Origin of the sequence: Rhodococcus sp. WY5, assembly GCF_018588185.1 — a bacterium.
In the GTDB taxonomy this organism is placed as follows: domain Bacteria; phylum Actinomycetota; class Actinomycetes; order Mycobacteriales; family Mycobacteriaceae; genus Rhodococcus_F; species Rhodococcus_F qingshengii.
Genome location: NZ_JAAMPR010000001.1, coordinates 5,922,609 through 5,941,957, shown reverse-complemented (window position 1 = coordinate 5,941,957; position 19,349 = coordinate 5,922,609). Strand labels below are relative to the sequence as shown.

19 protein-coding genes are annotated in these 19,349 nt (G+C 62.3%); 6 read left to right on the top strand and 13 right to left on the bottom strand.

What is annotated here, in order from left to right:
- The first annotated feature begins 117 nt into the window (after positions 1 to 117).
- Positions 118 to 603, top strand: coding sequence for a flavodoxin family protein (locus tag G4D79_RS27415; RefSeq protein ID WP_003944338.1), 486 nt, complete (start codon positions 118 to 120; stop codon positions 601 to 603).
- Here G4D79_RS27415 and G4D79_RS27410 read toward each other — a convergent pair.
- The 3 genes from G4D79_RS27410 to G4D79_RS27400 all read right to left on the bottom strand — a co-directional run bounded on the left by G4D79_RS27410 (position 576) and on the right by G4D79_RS27400 (position 1,820).
- On the bottom strand, positions 576 to 821 hold the full coding sequence (locus G4D79_RS27410) for a hypothetical protein (protein ID WP_007726731.1): 246 nt from the start codon (positions 819 to 821) through the stop codon (positions 576 to 578). The two genes, G4D79_RS27415 and G4D79_RS27410, sit on opposite strands and share 28 nt — an antisense overlap.
- The gene (locus G4D79_RS27405; RefSeq protein WP_003944423.1) at positions 821 to 1,207 is read right to left on the bottom strand and encodes a nuclear transport factor 2 family protein; all 387 of its coding nucleotides are present in this window, start codon (positions 1,205 to 1,207) and stop codon (positions 821 to 823) included. Before G4D79_RS27405 ends, G4D79_RS27410 begins: the two co-directional genes overlap by 1 nt.
- A 112-nt stretch (positions 1,208 to 1,319) precedes the next feature.
- Positions 1,320 to 1,820: a flavin reductase family protein gene (locus tag G4D79_RS27400; RefSeq protein WP_007726733.1), complete on the bottom strand. Its 501-nt coding sequence runs from the start codon at positions 1,818 to 1,820 to the stop codon at positions 1,320 to 1,322.
- 240 nt (positions 1,821 to 2,060) lie between these two features.
- Here G4D79_RS27400 and G4D79_RS27395 point away from each other — a divergent pair, with 240 nt between their 5' ends.
- Positions 2,061 to 2,762, top strand: a complete 702-nt coding sequence (locus G4D79_RS27395) for a PadR family transcriptional regulator (protein ID WP_003944324.1) — start codon at positions 2,061 to 2,063, stop codon at positions 2,760 to 2,762.
- Position 2,763: 1 nt separating this feature from the next.
- On the opposite strand, the gene G4D79_RS27390 is transcribed toward G4D79_RS27395, so the two are convergent.
- The 5 genes from G4D79_RS27390 to G4D79_RS27370 all read right to left on the bottom strand — a co-directional run bounded on the left by G4D79_RS27390 (position 2,764) and on the right by G4D79_RS27370 (position 7,828).
- Complete coding sequence (locus G4D79_RS27390; protein ID WP_207624488.1) at positions 2,764 to 3,546, bottom strand: IclR family transcriptional regulator; 783 nt, start codon at positions 3,544 to 3,546, stop codon at positions 2,764 to 2,766.
- A gap of 229 nt (positions 3,547 to 3,775) precedes the next feature.
- A complete protein-coding gene (gene bphC, locus G4D79_RS27385) occupies positions 3,776 to 4,687 on the bottom strand; it encodes a biphenyl-2,3-diol 1,2-dioxygenase (RefSeq protein ID WP_007726736.1) in 912 nt (303 codons plus the stop codon).
- Between the two features lie 39 nt (positions 4,688 to 4,726).
- Complete coding sequence (locus G4D79_RS27380; RefSeq protein WP_003944352.1) at positions 4,727 to 5,908, bottom strand: acyl-CoA dehydrogenase family protein; 1,182 nt, start codon at positions 5,906 to 5,908, stop codon at positions 4,727 to 4,729.
- Between the two features lie 51 nt (positions 5,909 to 5,959).
- Positions 5,960 to 7,156, bottom strand: a complete 1,197-nt coding sequence (locus G4D79_RS27375; RefSeq protein ID WP_003944428.1) for a Rieske 2Fe-2S domain-containing protein — start codon at positions 7,154 to 7,156, stop codon at positions 5,960 to 5,962.
- Between the two features lie 126 nt (positions 7,157 to 7,282).
- Entirely contained in the window at positions 7,283 to 7,828 is a 546-nt protein-coding gene (locus G4D79_RS27370) for a hypothetical protein (protein ID WP_042924167.1), read from the bottom strand.
- 222 nt (positions 7,829 to 8,050) lie between these two features.
- Here G4D79_RS27370 and G4D79_RS27365 point away from each other — a divergent pair, with 222 nt between their 5' ends.
- Positions 8,051 to 9,625, top strand: coding sequence for an AMP-binding protein (locus tag G4D79_RS27365; RefSeq protein ID WP_031332006.1), 1,575 nt, complete (start codon positions 8,051 to 8,053; stop codon positions 9,623 to 9,625).
- A gap of 24 nt (positions 9,626 to 9,649) precedes the next feature.
- Here the strand turns inward: G4D79_RS27365 and G4D79_RS27360 are convergent, their stop codons facing one another.
- Complete coding sequence (locus tag G4D79_RS27360) at positions 9,650 to 10,333, bottom strand: response regulator (RefSeq protein WP_042452198.1); 684 nt, start codon at positions 10,331 to 10,333, stop codon at positions 9,650 to 9,652.
- Positions 10,330 to 11,982 carry an ATP-binding protein gene (locus tag G4D79_RS27355; protein ID WP_230359592.1) on the bottom strand — a complete coding sequence of 551 codons (1,653 nt, stop codon included), beginning with the start codon at positions 11,980 to 11,982 and terminating at the stop codon, positions 10,330 to 10,332. Before G4D79_RS27355 ends, G4D79_RS27360 begins: the two co-directional genes overlap by 4 nt.
- Before the next feature lie 157 nt (positions 11,983 to 12,139).
- On the opposite strand from G4D79_RS27355, the gene G4D79_RS27350 reads away from it, so the two are divergent.
- Both G4D79_RS27350 and G4D79_RS27345 read left to right on the top strand, forming a co-directional pair.
- Positions 12,140 to 13,147, top strand: coding sequence for a tripartite tricarboxylate transporter substrate binding protein (locus tag G4D79_RS27350; RefSeq protein ID WP_250887583.1), 1,008 nt, complete (start codon positions 12,140 to 12,142; stop codon positions 13,145 to 13,147).
- A gap of 93 nt (positions 13,148 to 13,240) precedes the next feature.
- Positions 13,241 to 14,626, top strand: a complete 1,386-nt coding sequence (locus G4D79_RS27345; RefSeq protein WP_003944372.1) for a CitMHS family transporter — start codon at positions 13,241 to 13,243, stop codon at positions 14,624 to 14,626.
- 6 nt (positions 14,627 to 14,632) lie between these two features.
- Here the strand turns inward: G4D79_RS27345 and G4D79_RS27340 are convergent, their stop codons facing one another.
- Positions 14,633 to 15,820 (bottom strand): nitric oxide synthase oxygenase, encoded by a 1,188-nt coding sequence (locus tag G4D79_RS27340; RefSeq protein WP_042924169.1) that lies wholly within the window; start codon positions 15,818 to 15,820, stop codon positions 14,633 to 14,635.
- Between the two features lie 235 nt (positions 15,821 to 16,055).
- Here G4D79_RS27340 and G4D79_RS27335 point away from each other — a divergent pair, with 235 nt between their 5' ends.
- A complete protein-coding gene (locus G4D79_RS27335) occupies positions 16,056 to 17,216 on the top strand; it encodes a globin domain-containing protein (protein WP_003944359.1) in 1,161 nt (386 codons plus the stop codon).
- A gap of 3 nt (positions 17,217 to 17,219) precedes the next feature.
- Here the strand turns inward: G4D79_RS27335 and G4D79_RS27330 are convergent, their stop codons facing one another.
- The gene (locus tag G4D79_RS27330; protein ID WP_003944435.1) at positions 17,220 to 17,966 is read right to left on the bottom strand and encodes an FAD-binding oxidoreductase; all 747 of its coding nucleotides are present in this window, start codon (positions 17,964 to 17,966) and stop codon (positions 17,220 to 17,222) included.
- 16 nt (positions 17,967 to 17,982) lie between these two features.
- Positions 17,983 to 19,179 (bottom strand): FAD-binding oxidoreductase, encoded by a 1,197-nt coding sequence (locus tag G4D79_RS27325; RefSeq protein WP_042453449.1) that lies wholly within the window; start codon positions 19,177 to 19,179, stop codon positions 17,983 to 17,985.
- Positions 19,180 to 19,349 lie beyond the last annotated feature (170 nt).

The following is a 19,349-nucleotide window of genomic DNA, read 5'->3' as shown; positions in this document are numbered from 1 at the left end:
CGGCATCATTCCCCATCACCACCATTGTCCGTAGCTTCGCCCGGACCTCTATCCTGGAACTGTCAGTGACAAACCAGGCGGAGGGATGCGTATGTCCAAAATGAGAGAACTCAGCCGATGAAAGCAATCATCGTGTGTACCTCTGTCTCCCATGGCAATACGAAGCTGATCGCCGACGTCATCGGAGAAGTTCTCGATGCTCGCGTGGTCGAGCCCGGTGACATCGACGCCGCGCAGCTCGCCGACTACGACCTGGTGGGGTTCGGCTCCGGCATCTACCTACGCTCGTACCACGCAGATTTACGCTCGTTCGTCGAGGCACTCCCCGAAGAACGGCGATCCAAGGCTTTTGTCTTCGCCACCAGTGGTTTTCCTGACAAGGGGATTCATCGCTTCTCGCGTCCACTGGTTCAGTTGCTCGAACAGAAGGGCTTCGATGTGGTCGCAGCCTTCTCGTCCCGTGCGTGGGATACCTATCTCCCGTTCAAGCCTTTCGGCGGTATCCGGAAGGGGCGGCCGAACGCCGACGACTTGGAATCGGCGCGCATGTTCGCCGAAATGCTACGCGGAAGCGTTCAGGACAGCTTGCCCGGCACCGGGTAGCTGCGCAGGCTCATCTCCAGCTCACCGGCGTCGGCAAGGTCGTTGATCGTCTGGCGCAGAGCGCCACACGTCCGCTGAGCGTTGGCACGGCTGTTCGCGCGACCCAACTCCGGGCACACTTCCTGCGACTCTTCGAGCCATTGGACGCTGGTGTGCGCTTCGCTGTACTTCTCGACGAGGACACGGTTTCCGCAGTTGCGGCAACTGACCTGACGCATCAGCGTGCAATCAGATCGGCCGGTGACCAGAAGGCGCGCATGCTCGTGATCTTGGCGTCCTCGTCGAAAGTCATGACGTCGATCGGTTCGACCTCGTAGACCTGATCGCCCACCGGTGTGACGACGCGGAAGTGGAAGGCCGCGCTGGATCCGCTCACCCGCAAGGTAAGCAGTTCCGTCTCTTGCGAACCGCCCTCGAGAGCGCCGTAGAACTCGGTGATCGCGGCCTTGCCGACGCGGGGTTCGCTGCCGACCGGGTCTTCGAGCGTCGCGTTCTCGGCGTAGAGGGCGGCGATGTCCGCTGACGATCCGCGAGCCACGGCGTCGAGGTAGGTGGTAACCGTCGCCGTGATCGCGGCCGTGGTGTCTGGTTCGAGAGTGGTCATCGAGTTAGTCCGATCAGTCGAGAAGTTCAGGGTCTGACAACTACTTCGGACGCTATCGGTGCGGGCTCGATTCGGCGCCGGCATCTCCCACGCAGCGGGACAGCCTGAGCACTCAGGCGTCGAAGCGTCCGAACCCGCCGCGGTAGAACAGAAGCGGACCGTCGTGGCGTAGCACGTTCAGATCGGTGATGCGTGCGACGACGATGGTGTGATCACCGGCGTCGTGCTCCTGCTCGACCGTTGCTTCGATGCGGGCGAGCGCGCCGCTCAGCGCCGGAGCACCGTTGCCGGCGGCATCCCACTCGACGCCGAGGAACTTGTCCGTCCCGCCGCGAGCGAACGCCGAACACATGTCCTGCTGATCGTGGGCGAGAACATTGATGCAGAGAGTTCCCGTTTCGCGAAGCTTCGGCCAACTTGTCGACGTCTTCGCCGGGCAGAACGAGAGCAACGGGGGATCAAGCGATACCGAGACCAGGGACTGGCAGGTGAAACCGAGGGGTGAATTTCCGTCGTGAGCGGTGATGACGGTGACGCCGGTGCAGAAATTGCTCATCACGTTGCGAAGTGTGCGTCCGTCCAGAACTGGCGGCTCGGCGTTTTCCACGGTCATGTCGTCTCCTTGTTCAAATCTTTTGTTCAAAACTCTGCAAACAGCTTCAGAAGCAACGATGTGTGGCGCCGCGGCCGTAATCCAGCGGCAGTCCCACTCAATGGCAGCAATGGCTTCTCGGCACGGGTCAGGACCGACCGAGTGGCAGGTGGAGGGGTTTCGAGCAAATTTGATCCCGCTCAGCGGTCCGTTCGGATTCTACGAAACCAGCAAATGACCAGTGATTGTTAGACTTCGGGCATGTCCGAACCTGATGACGTGTCCCGAGGACTTCCCGCTACCAGCTGGGCAGTGCTCGGGATGCTGACGTTCGGGGAGGAGCTGACCGGAAACGATTTGAAGAAGTGGGCTGACTGGAGTGTCGGCTTCTTCTATTGGAGCCCGTCCATCAGCCAGGTGTACGCAGAACTGAAGAAGCTCGAAAGCATCGGGTTCGTGGAGTCCCGGGTCGTCTCCGAACCAGGGGTGCGAGGCAAGCGCCTTTACTCCATTACTCAGTCAGGAACCGACGCCGTCCGGACGTGGTCACGGGAGGCACCGGTGGAAGTTCCGGTGCTCAAGCACGGTGTGATGTTGCGTCTGTGGATGGGACACCTCAACGAGCCCGAGCGACTGAAGGCGCTGGTGGAAGCCCACATCGCCAATGTCGAAGAGCAGATTCGACGCGCGAAACTCCACGCAGATCATGCCGAGAACGAGCCGGCCTGGTCGTTCCCGGTCATGACGTTGCGATGGTCGGAACGGTACTTCCGAGCCGAGATCGAACTTGCTCGCGAACTGCTCGACGACATCGATCGTGCGACCGCCGAGTTCGCGAACGTCGCCGAGCACGACCGACTGGGATCACCGTTGCCCTCGACGCCTGGCAAATGGAAGAACGTCGAGGAGTACGTGTTGGCGCTCGAGCAAGCCGGGCTCACCGGCAACGGTTCGAGTATCTGAGTCAAGCCCCGGCTGCGGTCGGCATGTTGCGCAGCAGATGACGACGTTGCAAAGTCGGAGTGACGCTCAGCGATCCGCCGTCGATGCCTCGCCAAATTGCAGCGGCCGCCATACGGACCGGCGCTGCGCTGACGTGGTCGAGGCGGAGGGCCTTCGACGGCGCGCAGATGGATACCGCGGCGACGGCGCGGCCGATGGGGCCGATCGGTGCCGCAAGACAGCTGAATCCCGGTAGGCCGTTTCCGGATTCGAAGGCCACCCCGGACTCGCGGATTCTGGCGAGGTGGGGCAGTGCGTAGCCCGGGGACTTCGGCGAACCGAACGCGAGCAGTGCCTGACCGATCGCAGTGGTCTCGGCGCGGCGTCGACCACCGACACGCGTCGGCACTGCGGCGGCGAGGCGTCCGCCGATCTTCTCCATGTAGACCACATCGGGCCCGTCGAGGATGCCGAGGTGAACCACGAATCCGGTGACTCGGTAGAGCTCGTGGAGAAGCGGCATGGCTGCAGCGTGGAGGCGGTCCTGATGAACCGCGAGCGATCCCAGTTCGACGAGGCGCATACCGAGTTCGTAGTCACGGCCGTCGCGACGCAGCCAACGCATCGAGACGAGACGTTCGAGCATGCGGTGGGCAGACGAGCGGGGAAGGCCTGTGCTCCGAACGACTTGAGCGAGCGTCAACCTGCCGGGACCGTCGAAGGCGTCGAGAACCAGCGAGACGCGATCGAGAATTGCTGTCGGGGCCGAATCGGCGCCTAAAGCATCCACAGCCTGCAGTGTCATCGTGTACCTCACTTCTCTTAGAGCTCCACAACCAGTGAACTGGCTATTTCAATTAGAAATAGTGTCATAGAGTTACGGATTTGTGAAGTGGATCACCGGTCTGTTTTCGGGCGCGTCGCGGTGGAAACGACGAGGGGGTTTGCGCGAATGCTCGCGCAAACCCCCTCGTCGTTTAACTACTGGCAGGTATTACATCGCCACCGGCAGGTATTGATCGCCACCGGCGGTACTACATAGCTGCCAGTGGTTCGCTTCCGGACCAGTCGTGGCCCCAGTAGCTGTCAGCGGTGATCTCCTCGGAGGAGTACGAGTCCTGATCCACCCTCGCGCCCTCGGTGCCGAACTCGATGTCCCAGCCGCCGGGTGCGCGGACGTAGAAGGAGATCATCTTGTCGTTGGTGTGACGACCCAGGGTCGACGACACGGAGAATCCGTCCTTCATCACGCGGTCGAGTGCCTGGCCGACGGCGTCGAGGGTGTCCACCTCGACCATGATGTGAATCAGGCCGGGTGCGCCGCCGTGCGGTGCCGGGCACAGGGCCAAGCTGTGGTGACGCTCGTTGACGCCCATGAAACGGATTCGCAGCGGCCCGAATTCAGGCGGGGCCGGCAGGCGGAAGGCGCCGCGCGGGTAGAAGCCGAGCACCTCGGTGTAGAAGTCGAAGCTCGCAGCACTGTCCATGACGGGGAGTACGACGTGGCCGAGACCCTGTGAGCCGGTGACGAATCGAGCGCCGAAGGGCGTCACCACGGGGCTGTGGTCGAGGATCGCTCCGTGGAAGACCTCGATGGCTGCTCCGCCGGGATCGGTGAAGGCGATGACCTCTTCGACCCGTCGAGCATCTGCTTCGGCGAGCGAAAGCTGCTCGACCTCGGTGCCGTTCTTCTCGAGTGCTTCTTGAACGCGGCGCAGTGCGGCGTGGTCGGCGACCTCCCAACCGATGTTGACGATCTCGTCGCGCTCACCCTCGACGACGACGATGCGAGCAGCACGCTCGTCGAGTCGTAGGTAGAGCGCGTTCTCGTCCGGCCCACTGCCCTTGGCGAAGCCGAGAACGTCGAAAGCGAAAGTGCGCCAACGTGCCATGTCGTTGGTCGAGATCTTGACGTAGCCAAGTCCCTTGATGTCGGTGCGTGTCATCGTGTCTTTTTCCTGTCGATTTCTTGTGTCGAAGTCTGATCAGATCATCGCCCGCAGCGGACCCTGCGGGTCTGCGCCGAGACGGCTCAGTGATGCGGCGTGGAAAACGGTGCTCGGCACGTGAATTGCGTGATGCTGTCCAGCATGAGCATCGCGCCAGAATCGCTGAAGCGGCTTGTCCATCCGCAATGCGTTGCCACCGCAGCGTGGGTAGACCTGATCGATTGCGTTGACGGCGCGCCAGGCGGCCTGTACCTGAGTCTGACGTCCCTCCGCGCGCTGCTCGAAGGTCACTTCCTTGCCAGCGTCCACTCGATCCCACATGCGGTCGACGTTGGCAAGCAGGGTGTCGCGCGCAGCCCGGATGTCGGCGGTTGCCTGACCGATGGCGAACAAGGTGTACGGGTCGTCCTTGATCGCCGTGCCCTGCGCGTTGATGCGATCGGCTTGGTACTCGTTGGCGTGGAAGAGCATTCCCTCGCAGATGCCAATCGTGGCGGCGGTGATTCCGAGGGGGAAAATGTTCGACCACGGCATGAGGTACAGCGTCTCGGTGCGCCCGTACTTGCGCACTGCCGTGCCGTCGATGACCTCGTCGCAGTCCATGACGCGGTAATCGGGGACATACGCATCCTTGACTACGAGATCCTTGGAGCCGGTGCCGCGAAGTCCCATGACATCCCACGAGTCTTCAATGATCTCGTAGTCGGTGCGCGGAATGATCACATGGAGCATGCGCGGCGGCATCTCCATGTTGCCGTCCTTGTCACACGCCATCGCGCCGAGGAATGCCCAGTCGCAATGGTCGGTACCGGAGGAGAACTGCCAGCGACCGGAGAACTTGTAGCCGCCGTCGGTGGGGATACACATTCCGCCGGGCATGTACGGCGATGCCATCCAGGTGTCGGGATCGGATCCCCAGATCTCCTGCTGCACCTTGGGATCCGCGAACGCGAGTTGCCACGGGTGAACTCCGACGATCCCGTGGACCCAGCCGGCCGACGGGTTCAGTGAAGCCATCCGCATGACGGTTTCGGCGAATTCGCGCGGATGCGCCTCCATGCCGCCATGCTCCTTGGGCTGCAGCATGCGGATGGAACCGATTGCCTTCATCTTCTTGGCGGTGTCGTCGGCCACCCGGCCGATCCGCTCGGCCTCGATGCCTTCGGCGAAGATGTCGTCGGCCATCGCGTTGATCTGTTCGAGCACTTCGTACGTCATGTTGTTCCTTGCATCCAGTCTGGTTGTCTCAGCAGTGTTTTCGACTGCGGATCAGGAGGTTGTCTCAAGTGCCTGGGCGTCGCGTGCGGCAACGTTTTCGGCGACTTCCCGCTTCCAGCTCTCCACTGCGCGGGTGGTGTCGATCTCGAATTCGAAGCGCTTCGTCATGTCTTCCGTGACATTCTCGACGTCGGTGTAGAACTGGTTGTACCAGCGACGCAACTGGTAAACCGGGCCGTCCTCCTCGGAGAGCAGTGGGTTGTCGATCGGAGCTTTGTTCTTCCAGATCTCCACGTCCTGAAGGAATCCCATCTCGACGCCCTCGGTGAACTGCGCGGCCATCGCGGCAGTGGACTCGTCGTCCATACCGGGTAGCTTCTTGACCATCGCGCCGTACTGCAGGACGAACGCATTGTTCGAGATCGGGTAGTGGCAGTTGATCAGGACGGTCTCGATGATCTGCCCGTTGGCTTCGCTCTTGATCCAGTCGATCATGTACGACGGTCCGAAATATGAAGCATCCGAACGGAGCACAGCGTTGGGATCGCCGTAGTTGGTGCCGCTGATGACGTCCTCACGTCCCACCGATTCCATGTACTGGCTCGCGACATGACCTTCGAAGATGTTCTTGAAGTACTTGGGGAACGAGTAGTGAACGTAGAAGAAGTGGGCCATGTCCACGACGTTGTCGACGATCTCGCGGCAATGAGAGCCTTCGATGGTGAGCGTGTTCCAGCTCCAGTCGCTCCACTCATCGCTTCCGAAGCCCTCGATGTCGGGGATCGTGACCTCGGCGGGCGGGGGATTTCCCTGGGGATCGTGCCAGACGAACAGCTGACCGTTCTTCTCGAGAGTGATCCATGCCCGCGTCTTGGCCAGCGGCGGAACGCGTCGTGCGTAGGGGATCGCCGTACATTTTCCGTTACCGCCCCAACGCCAGTCGTGGAACGGGCAGGCGATCGAATCGCCCTTGACGGTTCCGTGAGCAAGGTTGCCACCCATGTGGCGGCAGTATGCGTCGAGAATCTTGATGTCGCCCTTGCTGTCGGCGAAGACGACAAGGCTGGTGCCGAATGCCTCGATCTGGTGGGGCTGACCGTCGCGATAGGTATTGCTCAGTCCGAGGCAGTGCCATCCACGTGCGAACCGTGCGGGAGGCGCTGCCGCTTCGATTTCTCGAATTTCCTCGCCGGCGCCCGTCTGCGTCGGGGTGTCCGTAGTGGTGAGTGGGCCGGTTCCGAGTGCCATGTCTTCCTCCGAGCCGCGTCTTGCGACGCTCCAGTGATGTGATCCGTCTCATACAACGACGAAGCGTCCGCTGGAGATACGGCAGTTCCCGCTGGATGGAACGCCTACTCGGTGACCTGCAGAGATTCAGCTCGCGAGTGTCGCCACATCGTCGATCGCGTAAGTCGCCCAGGCCCGGGCAGTGACCACCCCAGCGGGATCGGTGGCGACCAGAGCTACGTCGGCCACGCTCTCGTGGTCCTTCTCGTACGTCGCGAGCACTGTCACGGAGCAGTGCAGATCTGTTCCCGTGGAAGTCGCGGTGCAACGTCCGCGGAAGCGTCGTAGTGACGCCGAGCCGTAACGACGAGCAGCGAAATCAGCAAGGGCGGCAACGGAATCGGTTCCGGTGCCCGCTGTCGGGGCTTCCCGGACGAAGACCTCGGCCACCAGATGCCCGGTCTGGTCGTGGTATTCGGTGATCCGCTCGAGTGCCGAACTCAGCGCCCTCACGGATCCGGTGAGCAGTGCGCCGGGATCGGGGCGCCCGAAGAACACGACGTCCTGCTCGACGACGGCCCCGTCGGGTGCCGAGCGCACGGTGCCGTACAACGAGTCGAAATCGGAGAGGAGCGTGGTGGCAGTACGCGGAGCAGTTGCCGTGAAGTGGGCGGTACCGAGGTTGGTAGTCATGACACTCTCCGTTGGACGCGACCGAGACGCTGTCGTCTCGGTGGGTACATCGACGCTAACCACCGCTCTCGCGGGTGACGACGGGCTTCCCGCTGATCGGGAGCATTCTCGGATTCGATCGAAGAGGTGGAACCTGTTCCAGTTTTGTGCAATTCTGGATATCGTATCCGTGACCGGGAGCACATCTCGATGACTGCACGCGCCGAGCAGAAGGAAGACCAGATGACAGACGAGTTCGCTGACCTGCACCGACCGGTATACGGTCCGGACCTGCTCATCACCGCTCTGGAACGCAATCACGACAAGCCCGCGCTGTACCTCGGCGACGTGATCCTCACCGGCGGTCAGATGCGCGATCAGATCAGCTGCTTCGCCCAGGCGCTCGCGTCTTTGGGAATCACTCAGGGCACCAGCACCGCGATGCTGTCGAAGAATCGCCCCGAGGTTCTGATCAGTATGGGCGCGACCATGATCACCGGCTGCCGGGCGAGCGCCTTGAACCCGATGGGATCGCTCGACGACCACAAGTACATCGTCGACGACGCCGAGATCGAGACGCTGATCTTCGATCCCAATGCCTTCGAAGAGCGTGCCGCCGAGTTGAAGGCGTCGTCACCCTCGTTGACCAACGTGCTCTCGATGGGGCCGTCCGAGGTGGGAATCGACATCCTCGCGCTGGCTGCCACGTTCGAGCCCGCGCCGCTGAAGGCAGCGCACGTCGACGCCGAAGACGCCAGCAGCATGGTTTACACCGGTGGAACGACCGGCAAGCCCAAAGGTGTTGTCGGATCCTTCCGTTCGGGTGCTGCGCTCAATCAGATCCAGATGTCGGAGTGGCAGTGGCCCGAGGACAACCGCTTCCTCATCTGCACGCCACTCTCACACGCAGGTGCAGCGTTCTTCATCCCGACCTTGCTGCGCGGCGGTGCGTTGATCGTCCTGCCTGCCTTCGAGCCAGGTGCTGTGCTCGAAGCGATCGAGAAGCACAAGATCACGGCAACCATGTTGGTGCCCACCATGATCTACATGCTCATGGACCACCCCGATCTGCCCAAGCGGGACGTCTCGAGTTTGCAGACGCTGTTTTACGGAGCGTCCGCGATGTCTCCCGCCAGACTGCAGGAGGGCATCAAGAAGTTCGGTCAGATCTTCTTCCAGTTCTACGGTCAGACCGAGTGCGGCATGACTATCTCGGTGCTGCGCAAGGAAGAACACCTCGCCGACGATCCGGCCCGCCTCGCCACGTGTGGGCGTCCGGTGCCGTGGCTCGACGTCCGGTTGCTCGACGACGACCTCAACGAGGTGCCGCAGGGAGAACTCGGTGAGATCTGCGTCCGTGGCCCGCTGATCATGAAGGGCTACTGGAAGAAGCCGGCCGAAACCGCTGAGGCGTTCCGGGGTGGTTGGCTGCACACCGGCGACATCGCGCGCAAGGACAAGGACGGGTTCATGTCCATCGTCGATCGCAAGAAGGACATGATCGTGACCGGTGGTTTCAACGTGTTCCCCCGCGAAATCGAAGACGTGATCTCGGCGCATCCGTCCGTCGCGTCGGTGGCGGTAGTCGGTGTGCCGGACGACAAGTGGGGCGAAGCCGTCAAGGCCTGTGTCGTACTTCGTGCCGGACTGACCGTCGACACCGAGGAACTGGTCGACAAGGTGAAGGCGGCCAAGGGTTCGGTTCACGCTCCCAAGAGCATCGACTTCGTGGATTCCCTTCCGCTGACACCGCTGGGCAAGCTGGACAAGAAGGCGCTGCGTGCGCGGTACTGGGAGACCAGCGCCCGCGCGGTCTAGGAACCAGCGTCGGGTAGCGAAGGGTCAGCGTTTCCAGACGTAACGACGTTCCGGGCGGCCCACCACTCCGTATTTCAGCGAAGTGGTGGACCGCCCGGTTTCGTAGAGGTATTCGAGGTAGCGCCTCGCGCTCGCGCGTGAGATGCCGACCCTCTCGGAAATATCTGTGGCCGAGGCGGGTTCGGTTTCGTCTCGTAGTGCTGCCTCGACCAGCTGAAGGGTCTCAGGACTGAGTCCTTTGGGCAAACCTTTGTGGGACGACGCCCCGGGCGCGCCACCTGCCACACCGAAGGCCTCGTCCACTGCTGTCTGTTCTGCTTCGCCGGAGCTGTCGAGATTCGCATATGTCGATCGGTACCGCTCGAGACGCTCACGGAGAACCTCGAACGTGAAGGGCTTCATCAGGTAATGCACGACGCCGCTGCGCAGCGCTTTCTTGACCGAGCCGGCCTCGCGCTCACTAGTGATGACAAGAACATCCAGCTCCGGTGCCAGCTCGCGAAACGGGGCGATCAGATCGAGTCCGGTGGTGCCGGGCAGGTGGACGTCGAGAAGAACCAGGTCGGGTTGCAACTCACCGACTGCGGCCAGTGCGGTCTCGGCCGAATGGGCAACGCCGCACACTTCGAAACCGTCTATCCGCGAGACGAATCCGCTGTGCACCTTCGCCACCATGAAGTCGTCGTCGACCACCAGTACCCGGATCATGCGCCCTCTCCGTCGTGTAGGACTGCGCTGAAGACAGTCCACTCGATGTCCTCTGCCGAACGAGTGCTCACGGTGACGTCGCCGCCCCGCCGACGACACGTCAGGCGCACCAGCGCCAAACCGAAACCGTGTCCGTCACTCGATTGTCCCTTGGTGCTCCAACCCTGGCCGAACACCCTGTCGCGATTCTCCGGCGCGATACCGGGGCCGGCGTCCTCGACCCGCACTTCGACCGCGGTGCCACGGCCCCGAATCGACAACCGAACCTTGCGGCGCGCGGCTTCCGGCATCTCACCGACGGCGTCGACGGCATTGTCGACGAGATTTCCGACCACTGTCACGAGATCTCGTCCGAGTCTGCGGTCCACCGGTTCCAGATGCGTGTCCGCCGCCAGCTCGACCGTGACCAACCCCTGTGCAGCAGCACCTATCTTGGCGATCACGAGTGCGGCGGTGCCGACGTCGGCGATCTTCTCGGTCACGGTCGCGCTGACCTGCGCGCGCTCCATGGTCAGACCCTCGACGTAGCCGACCACCTCGTCGTATTCGCCGAGCTGGATGAGGCCGGAGATGGTGTGCAGTTGATTGTCGAACTCGTGGATGTGGGCGCGTAGTGCGTCGGTGCTGGTTTTGGTCACGTCGAGTTCTTCTTCCACGGAGCGCAATTCGGTGCGGTCGCGGAAAGTGGTGACCGACCCGATGGTGCGGCCTTTCGATTCGATCAAGACGGTGTTGAGGACGAGCAGGCGATCGCCGACAAGAACCAACTGATCGGATTCGGTTGTGCCGGAGGTCAGTACACTCTGGAGGCGGTCGTCGAGACCGAGGTCCCGCACCGATCTGCCGGCACTGCCGCGTGGGATGTCGAGGAGTTGGTGGGCACTGTCGCTCATCAGCACCACCTTTCCCTGCGCGTCGAATGCGATGACACCTTCCTTGAGGCCACGCAGCATCGCCTCACGTTGGCGAACCAGGTCCAGGATCTCGCCGGCCTCCATGCCGAGAGTCTGCCGTTTGACCCTGCGGGCCAACAGGATCGAACCGACGCCCCCGAGAAGCGAGGCCACCGCGAGGTATACCAGGAGGTTCGGTGCAGATTGCAGCAGTCGCGTCCAGATCGAGGGGTACTCGATGCCGACGATCGCGGTTCCGGTAATCGCTCCTTCGCTGCCGAGAATCGGAACGTGCGCCTCCACGGCCTTGCCGGAGGGCGTGTCGACCAAACCCGTCCACGACCGATCCTCTGTCTGACGTGCGTCGATGCCGACATCACCGGGACGCGTCGAAATGACGACACTGCCGTCGGCGTCGGCAAGCGAGACGTAGGTGACGCCCGAGATGGCGCGTACCGAGTCGACCGAACCTTGTAGTCCGGAGCGGAGACGGGTCTGCGCCTGGGGGAGTAGCTCGCGTACTGCCGGATTGGCTGCGAGCGATTCCGCTGCCGAGAGTGCGCGACGTCCCTCCTCGCGTTGGAAACTCGCGGACGACTGTGCGAGGGAGAGGGCGGTGACGCACACGAGAACTGCAACGACGATCAGAAGTTGCAGTTCGAGAAGTTGTGTCGCCAGAGTGTGCCGGCGGCGAAACAGCCGGGCAAACAGAGACGACTTGCTCTCTCGCTCCGCCTGCTCGTTTCCTGAGGACACCAGCCAGACCCTAGCCTTCAGTTCGATGCCGGGAAAGCGGCCGTTCGTGAGCACAATGAGCACAAATCAATTTGCTTTCCCAATGGTGACCCCAGTCACAAAGTGCGTCAGTATGAAACCTGTTCACACATCGGTACCGGCAGACAAGGACGAAGCCATGAGCACATCGAAGCGGCTGAGCAGGCATATCGCCCTGCTCGGTGCCTGCGCGATGAGTCTCGTGCTCTCGACCGGATGCACTCCGGTCGAGTCCTTCGTCGCCGGTGGCCGAGCGGGTGAGAGTTCCGAAGAACTGCGCGTACTGGTGCCCTCGGTGGCCGGTGGTGGTTACGACCTGACCGCCCGGACCATGGTGCAAGCACTGGCCGACGAAGGGACCGTCGACGCCGACGTCGTTGTGCTGCCCGGATCGGGCGGCATCGTCGGACTCAACCGGTTGGCTCTCGAAAGCGGGAATCCCGACCTACTCATGGTCATGGGGCTCGGAGTTCTCGGTTCGCTCGAGATACTGCCGTCCGAGCACACACTTGCCGACGTGACACCGATTGCGAGACTCGTCGAAGAACCGGAAGCGCTACTGGTTCCAGCAGATTCACCGTACAAAACTCTCGCCGATCTGACGCAGGCCTGGGTGGCGGATCCGTCGTCGATCTCGATCGGCGGTGGTTCGAGTGAAGGTGGACCGGACGGGTTGTTCCGCCTTCTGTTCGCACGGGCGGTCGGCGTCGATCCGTCGCGCTCCCCGTACCGCATCTACGACGGCGGCGGCGAACTGCTTCCCGCACTGCTCACGAGGCAGGTCGACGTAGCCGCCACCGGTATCGGTGAATACCTCGATCAGATTGCGGCAGGCACGGTTCGGGTCCTTGCGGTCAGTTCGCCGGCCCGTACCCCGGCGGTGGATGCGCCCACGATGGCGGAGTCTGGCGTCGACGTCACGTTCACCAATTGGCGCGGGCTCATGGCGCCGCCGGGCCTGACGGACGATCAGCGTCAGCACTTGCAGAATTTGGTGCGGGATCTGGCGGCAAGCCCGCGCTGGAACGAGCTGTCTCGCCGAAACGGTTGGAACAGTGCAGTTCTCACCGAACCCGAGTTCTCCGCATTCCTCACCGATCAATCCCGGTTCGTCGACGCAACACTCGATCCGCCCGGCATCAACTGAGCACTACCGAAGTTTCGTTTCACCTCCACGAAGGTCACCGGCTCGATTTGCCGTGCCGTTTTTCTCGGCAATTCAGCACTAAAGGAGTTCATCATGCTCGTCACACTCGGCTTTCTCATGGTTGCGGTGTTCATGTTCCTGATCCTCACCAAACGCGCGACCCCGGTGGTGGGACTGACTCTGGTTCCGGTGGCCTTCGGACTACTTGCCGGGGCCGGCCTCGGAATCGGCGACATGATCACCGACGGCATCAAGTCGCTCGCACCCACTGCGGCGCTGTTGTTCTTCGCGATCATCTTCTTCGGAATCATGATCGACGTCGGACTCTTCGATCCGCTGGTCAAGCTCATCCTGCGGATGGTGCGTGACGATCCGATGAGGCTCGTGGTCGGAACCGCAGTGCTCGCGATGGTGGTCTCGCTGGACGGAGACGGTTCGACGACCTTCATCATCGTGACCTCGGCGCTGCTTCCGCTCTACCTCAAACTCGGTGTCAGTCCCGTCGTTCTGACGGTGATCGCCGGCCTGTCCAACGCGACGATGAACATCATTCCGTGGGGCGGCCCGACCGTCCGGGCCGCGAGCGCGCTGGGACTCTCGCCCTCCGACGTGTTCGTGCCGATGGTGCCGTCGTTGATCGTCGGCCTGATCATGGTGCTCGGATTCGCGATTCACCTCGGGATCATGGAGCGCCGCAGGATCGGGACTTTGGTCCTGACTTCTGAGCGCATCCTTGAAAAGGTCGGAAACGGTGGAAGTTCCAGCACCGGTAGCGCCGGCACCGGCGGCTCGAACGACTCCGAGGACGACGGCGGCGACACCGGACGATTCATCGACGGCCTCGACCCCAAGCGGGACACCTTGCGGCCGAAATTGCTCTGGTTCAACGCTGCGCTGACGACGATCCTTCTCGTCGTACTCGTGATGGACATCCTGCCCATCCCGGTGCTGTTCATGATCGCGTCGTCGATCGCCCTCGCGGTGAACTTCCCGGCGGTCAAGGATCAGGGTGAAGCAATCGCACGCCATTCGTCGAGCATCGTCTCGGTGGTCGCGATGGTGCTGGCAGCAGCGGTGCTGACCGGCGTTTTCCAGGGAACCGGCATGGTCGAGGCGATGGCAGAGTGGCTGCTTCAGGTCATCCCCGACGCGATGGGCCCGCACCTCGCCGTCATCACGGGCGTCCTGAGTATCCCGCTCACGTTCTTCATGACCAACGACGCGTTCTACTTCGGTGTGCTGCCGGTGCTGTCCGAGACTGCAGCGCAGTACGGCATCGAGCCGGTGGAGATGGCGCGCGCCTCGATCACCGGGCAGGCCGTGCACATGCAGAGCCCGCTGGTCCCGGCGATCCTGCTACTGGTCACACTCGCCGGTGTTTCTCTGGCGGATCACCACAAGAAGGTTCTGTGGCGAGCGGGCCTGATCTCGATCACGATGCTCGTGGTCGGCGTCGGATTGGGGCAGATCCCCTTCTGAGCGCGATCAGTTGTGGAAGGGGCACCGGCCTTGGTCGGTGCCCTTCTTCTTTTTTGTCACGAAATTGGGCCGGATGTCGAGATCGGGCTCGTCGTACAGGCGGTGGAACGTCGGCGTGAGCGAGCTGGACATGGGCGGGTTCACCCATGACCAGTCGGTCGGGCACTTGCGCCCGGCCTTGTCCTCACGCGCGATGTGATCGATGAATTGCTTTGCGACAGTGTGATGGTCGACCATGATGACGCCGGCCTTGCGGTAGCTGTGGATAACTGCACGGTTCAGTTCGACCAGTGCGCGGTCCTTCCAGAGCGTGCGGTCGTGGCTCATGTCGAGCTCCATCATCGCTCCGATGGTGGGCAACATGTTGTAGCGATCGGTGTCGCTGAAGTTGCGTGCGCCTACCTCGGTGCTGACGTACCAACCACTGAACGGCGTGCAGGGATAAACGATTCCGCCGATGTCGAGGTTCATGTCCGAGACCGCAGGGACGGCATGCCATTTAAGCCCCAGATCAGCGAACCAGCTGTATTCGGGATGCTCGATCTCGACCTCGAGAACCAGGTCGGTCGGGACGTCGAAGTACTGCAGGGGTTCGTCGGGGACCGAAATCAGTACGGGGAGAACGTCGAACGGCGTACCGGCGCCCTTCCACCCCATCGCGGTGACCTGAGCAGTCAGATCGACGTGCCACGGGTCGCCCAGAATGGTGCCGTCAGGCTGCCGGTAGCCGGCGTAGCGGATCAGTTGCGGGCTGAGGATTCGGTACTCCTGACCGTCCTCGCGGGGGAGTGGTCCGACCGTCACGACCGACTGCAGAGCGCCGCCGTTGGTCGACAGTCGCAGGTGCTCCCAGCATGCTTCGGCGAGAGCGGAAGCCGTGACGGCATCGCGCGCGTCGATGAGTTTGAGGGTCCGCCAATGCGCGCGACCGACGCACCTGGCGTGGTTTCGCCACGCGAGTTTGGCGCCGACGAGCAATTCCTCCGCTGTGTGCGTGTAGGTGCCGGTCCGATGGAGTTCACGCAAGGCCTCACGCCGCCGAGACGTCGGGAGGTGGCCCAGTTCCGGAGAGTCGAAAAATTCGACGCACTCGAGTTCCCGACGTTGAAGCTCGGTCAGCGTCGGGGTAGTGGAGGCGATCTGGGACGTAAGCCCGCTATCGGTGGGCAATTCGTCCTGTCGAACAAAATCCACGGCACGACTCCTGTTTGGCTGGTTGAGATTTCGCTGAACGTTAGCTCGGCGATCGAGAGTGTCGAAGCTCTTGTTTATCTTGCACGCAAGAATAAGAAAGGGACGGTCACACCGCGAAATGGGGTCGCATTGTGACACTTGTCCAGAATGATTTACGAGTCAGACATTTGTGACATAAGCTGCAGACGAAATTCCGCGGCGGGTCTTGCCGCGTCTAGTCGGGACGAGGATGAGCGTGGATTCGCAAGCAATCTCTCTGGTCCGGTCGAGCTTCAAATCCGTCGCTGCGGTAGAAGATGGTCCGGAACGGCTCGCCCGTACCTTCTATTCGATCCTGTTCGCTCGATCGCCCGAAACCCGGGAGTTCTTTCCGGCAGCGATGGATGTGCAGCGTGACCGGCTTGTCAGCGCTATCGCTCACGTCGTCGAACGCCTCGACGAGTCCGACGCGATACTCGAGTACCTCGCGCAGCTCGGCCGCGATCACCGCAAGTACGGCGTCACCGACGAGCACTACACGGCAGTCGGCAATGCCCTGATCGAAGCACTCGAGACTTTCGGTGGCGCCGAAATGTGGACAGACGAGGTCGACAGCGCGTGGCGCAACGCGCTCGCGATCATCTCGGCAGCGATGATGGACGCCGCCAACGCGGAAGACGGTCCGCCCGCGTGGAGTGCCACGGTCATCGAATGCCGCCCGGTCATCAAGGGCGTCGCCGTCGTGCGGCTGCAACTCGACCAGACGATGGAGTACCGCGCCGGTCAGTACGTCAGCGTGCAGGTCGCCGCGAGGCCACGGATGTGGCGCTACCTCTCTCCGGCCACGCCGTACGACGGGACCGGAATCCTCGAGTTCCACATCCGCCAGGTCACCGGCGGGTGGGTCAGCCCGGTCATGGTGAACCAGACCGCTGTCGGTGACACCTGGGTGGTCGGTTCGCCCATCGGCGCCTTGGGGATTCCGGAGAACTCCAAGGACCTTTTGATGATCGCGTCGGGAACAGGTGTCGCGCCTCTTCGCGCTCAGATCCTCGAACTGATCCGACGCGGCAACACCCGCAAGGTCCAACTGTTCTACTCCGGACAGCATCCGTGCGATCTCTACGACCTTCCACATCTGTGGAAGCTGGCAGAGAAGTACCCGTGGCTCACGATCATCCCGGTCTCCGAAGAAGACGAGAATCCGTGGTGGCACACCGAAGCGGAGCCACTGCCGCCGATCGGCATGAAGCGGCGCATCGTCGGCAAGGTCGGTAAGGTCGTGACCTCGTTCGGGGACTGGGCGGGCTACGACATTCAGGTCGTCGGCAGCGAATCCATGGTCAACAGCACCAAATTCAGGCTTCGCGCAGTGGGCATCGACGTCGATACCGTTCGCAACGACCCGACGTACTGACCGTCAGTACGGATCGAACTGAATGACCTCGGCCGGCGTTCCGGCCTCGATCAATCGATCACGCGTCGACCGAACCATGGCCGCCGATCCGCACACCAGGACCTGATGTTCGGTGAACGCACCGTACGACGCGACGACGTCGGCGAGCGTGCCTTCGATGAGATGATCGTCGCCGAATCCGATGTCGACGTTCAACCGGTCGAACCATCCGTCGGGCGGGCCGCCGTCGGAGAGATCTTCGACGACAGGAATGGGCTGCAACCACGGAAACTGGTCGGCGAGCAGCCACAGCATGTCCGCAGCGTAGAGATCACGAAGCGTTCGGCCACCGAAGAAGAGGTACACCTGCGGCGGGTTCGGGGTCTGAGCCAGATCGAGAATGATCGACCGGAGTGGGGCCAAACCGGTTCCGCCCGCGACCATGATGACGGTGGGGCCGTTCTCGTCGACGGACAGGTTGCCGCGCGGGTCGAGGATCTGCCAGACGTCACCAGGCTGGGTGTCCTTGACTATCGAACCGCTGACCCAACCACCGGGAACCGTCTTGACGTGAAACTCCAACTTCCCGTCGTGTGAGGGAGGCAGTGCGGGGGAGAGTCGACGGAGCAACCGCGAATTCTGCGGGACGCTGACGTCGACGTACTGGCCCGGTCGGAACGGGACGACGTCGCCGACAAGACGAACAACCGCCAGATCCTCACGAAGACGGTGATGTTCGACGACTGTGCTCGACCAGGTTCGCTGGGCCATGAAAGTTCTCCTGTAGTCAGTAGAGCGGGTCGTGCCGGATCTGGTCGAGCGGAGTTCCGCCGGCACGCAAGGCGTAGACGGTTGTCTTGATCATCGACGGTGACCCCGAGATCTGCACCTGACGGTCGGCCCACGAACCGAACTGCGCGACCACTTTTCCGATCGGTCCGATCAGCCGGCTGTGCATTCCGAACGGTGGTTCGAGCACCGGTCCGTTGTGCCACCAAGGGTTTTCGGGTTCTTCGGAAACCGGCACGACGGTCAACCACGGGTTGCTGAGCGAGATGTGCCAGAGGGTTTCGAGGTCGTAGAGATCGCACGGATAGCGGCCGCCGACGAACAGGTGCACGCGCGGGTTGTGCGCGCGTTGAGACATTTCCATCACCTGTGCCCGCAGTGGAGCGATACCGGTGCCGGACCCGATCATGAGAACGTCACGGTCGCTGGTGAAGTCGACCTCGAGACCGCCGAGGGGAGTGGACATGACCCAGCGGTCACCGACGTTGGTTTCGCTGACGATCGCTGGGCTGACCCATCCTCCCGACACCTTGCGGATGTGGAACTCGAGCTGACCGAAAGGGTTGGTCGGAATCGCCGGTGAGTAATACCTCCACATTTTCGGGCGCTGGGGAATCTGAACACCTACGTATTGCCCCGCCCCGTACGGAATGGGTGGGTCGGCTTCGAGGCGCACAATCGCCAGATCGTCGAGGACTCGTTCGTGGCTGACCACGGTTGCGCCCCAGAGCGCCGGGGTCGTATCGGATTCGGCGCCGTCGGCCATCGTGCCGACGACGAGGTCGGTGAACTGAGACCAGGCCTCGTCCAGATCCGGCGTCCACTTGTAGCGGCTGTGCGCGCTCGTGCCGTACATCGACCGAACCGCACGCTTCAGAGCGACGCCGGCGGCCTCGTAGTGCTCACGCTCGACGCCGTAGCGACGGTGGTCGCGGCCGAGTTGGGTGAGGAACTTCCGGATTCGGCGATGCTGGGGCAGATTCTTCACGACGAACTCGATGGCTCTGAAGAAACGGTGGCCCTGCGATTCCATCCCGGCCGGGAACAATGAGCGGTACAGAGGATGTTCCGCAAAGAGGCCGGTGTAGAACACTGCCGAGAAGTGCGCACGGCTCTCTTCGTCGTCGGTCAGAGAATCGAGGCTGGATTGCAGACGGGCGATCACTGTCGGATCCAATCCATCCCCCTTTCGCACCAGCTGCAACTCTCGCCACAATTCTAGTACGGCTGAAAATGTGACCTACGAAACCAACTCGGCCTGGCGAAAACAAACTTGAGCGGAATAGACTCAAGTTTGTCCGCGTTGAGCATATTGACACAGTCGCAATACCAACCGGTCGCGGCTCTTCCCGTTGGACTTCGCCA

Bases quoted from the DNA above. Each gene is read 5' to 3' on its own strand.
- G4D79_RS27415 (WP_003944338.1), top strand. From the start codon at position 118: ATGAAAGCAATCATCGTGTGTACCTCTGTCTCCCATGGCAATACGAAG.
- G4D79_RS27350 (WP_250887583.1), top strand. From the start codon at position 12,140: ATGAGCACATCGAAGCGGCTGAGCAGGCATATCGCCCTGCTCGGTGCC.
- G4D79_RS27370 (WP_042924167.1), bottom strand. From the start codon at position 7,828: ATGACTACCAACCTCGGTACCGCCCACTTCACGGCAACTGCTCCGCGT.
- bphC (WP_007726736.1), bottom strand. From the start codon at position 4,687: ATGACACGCACCGACATCAAGGGACTTGGCTACGTCAAGATCTCGACC.
- G4D79_RS27365 (WP_031332006.1), top strand. From the start codon at position 8,051: ATGACAGACGAGTTCGCTGACCTGCACCGACCGGTATACGGTCCGGAC.
- G4D79_RS27410 (WP_007726731.1), bottom strand. From the start codon at position 821: ATGCGTCAGGTCAGTTGCCGCAACTGCGGAAACCGTGTCCTCGTCGAG.
- G4D79_RS27360 (WP_042452198.1), bottom strand. From the start codon at position 10,333: ATGATCCGGGTACTGGTGGTCGACGACGACTTCATGGTGGCGAAGGTG.
- G4D79_RS27390 (WP_207624488.1), bottom strand. From the start codon at position 3,546: ATGACACTGCAGGCTGTGGATGCTTTAGGCGCCGATTCGGCCCCGACA.
- G4D79_RS27400 (WP_007726733.1), bottom strand. From the start codon at position 1,820: ATGACCGTGGAAAACGCCGAGCCGCCAGTTCTGGACGGACGCACACTT.
- G4D79_RS27405 (WP_003944423.1), bottom strand. From the start codon at position 1,207: ATGACCACTCTCGAACCAGACACCACGGCCGCGATCACGGCGACGGTT.
- G4D79_RS27375 (WP_003944428.1), bottom strand. From the start codon at position 7,156: ATGGCACTCGGAACCGGCCCACTCACCACTACGGACACCCCGACGCAG.
- G4D79_RS27395 (WP_003944324.1), top strand. From the start codon at position 2,061: ATGTCCGAACCTGATGACGTGTCCCGAGGACTTCCCGCTACCAGCTGG.
- G4D79_RS27330 (WP_003944435.1), bottom strand. From the start codon at position 17,966: ATGGCCCAGCGAACCTGGTCGAGCACAGTCGTCGAACATCACCGTCTT.
- G4D79_RS27380 (WP_003944352.1), bottom strand. From the start codon at position 5,908: ATGACGTACGAAGTGCTCGAACAGATCAACGCGATGGCCGACGACATC.
- G4D79_RS27345 (WP_003944372.1), top strand. From the start codon at position 13,241: ATGCTCGTCACACTCGGCTTTCTCATGGTTGCGGTGTTCATGTTCCTG.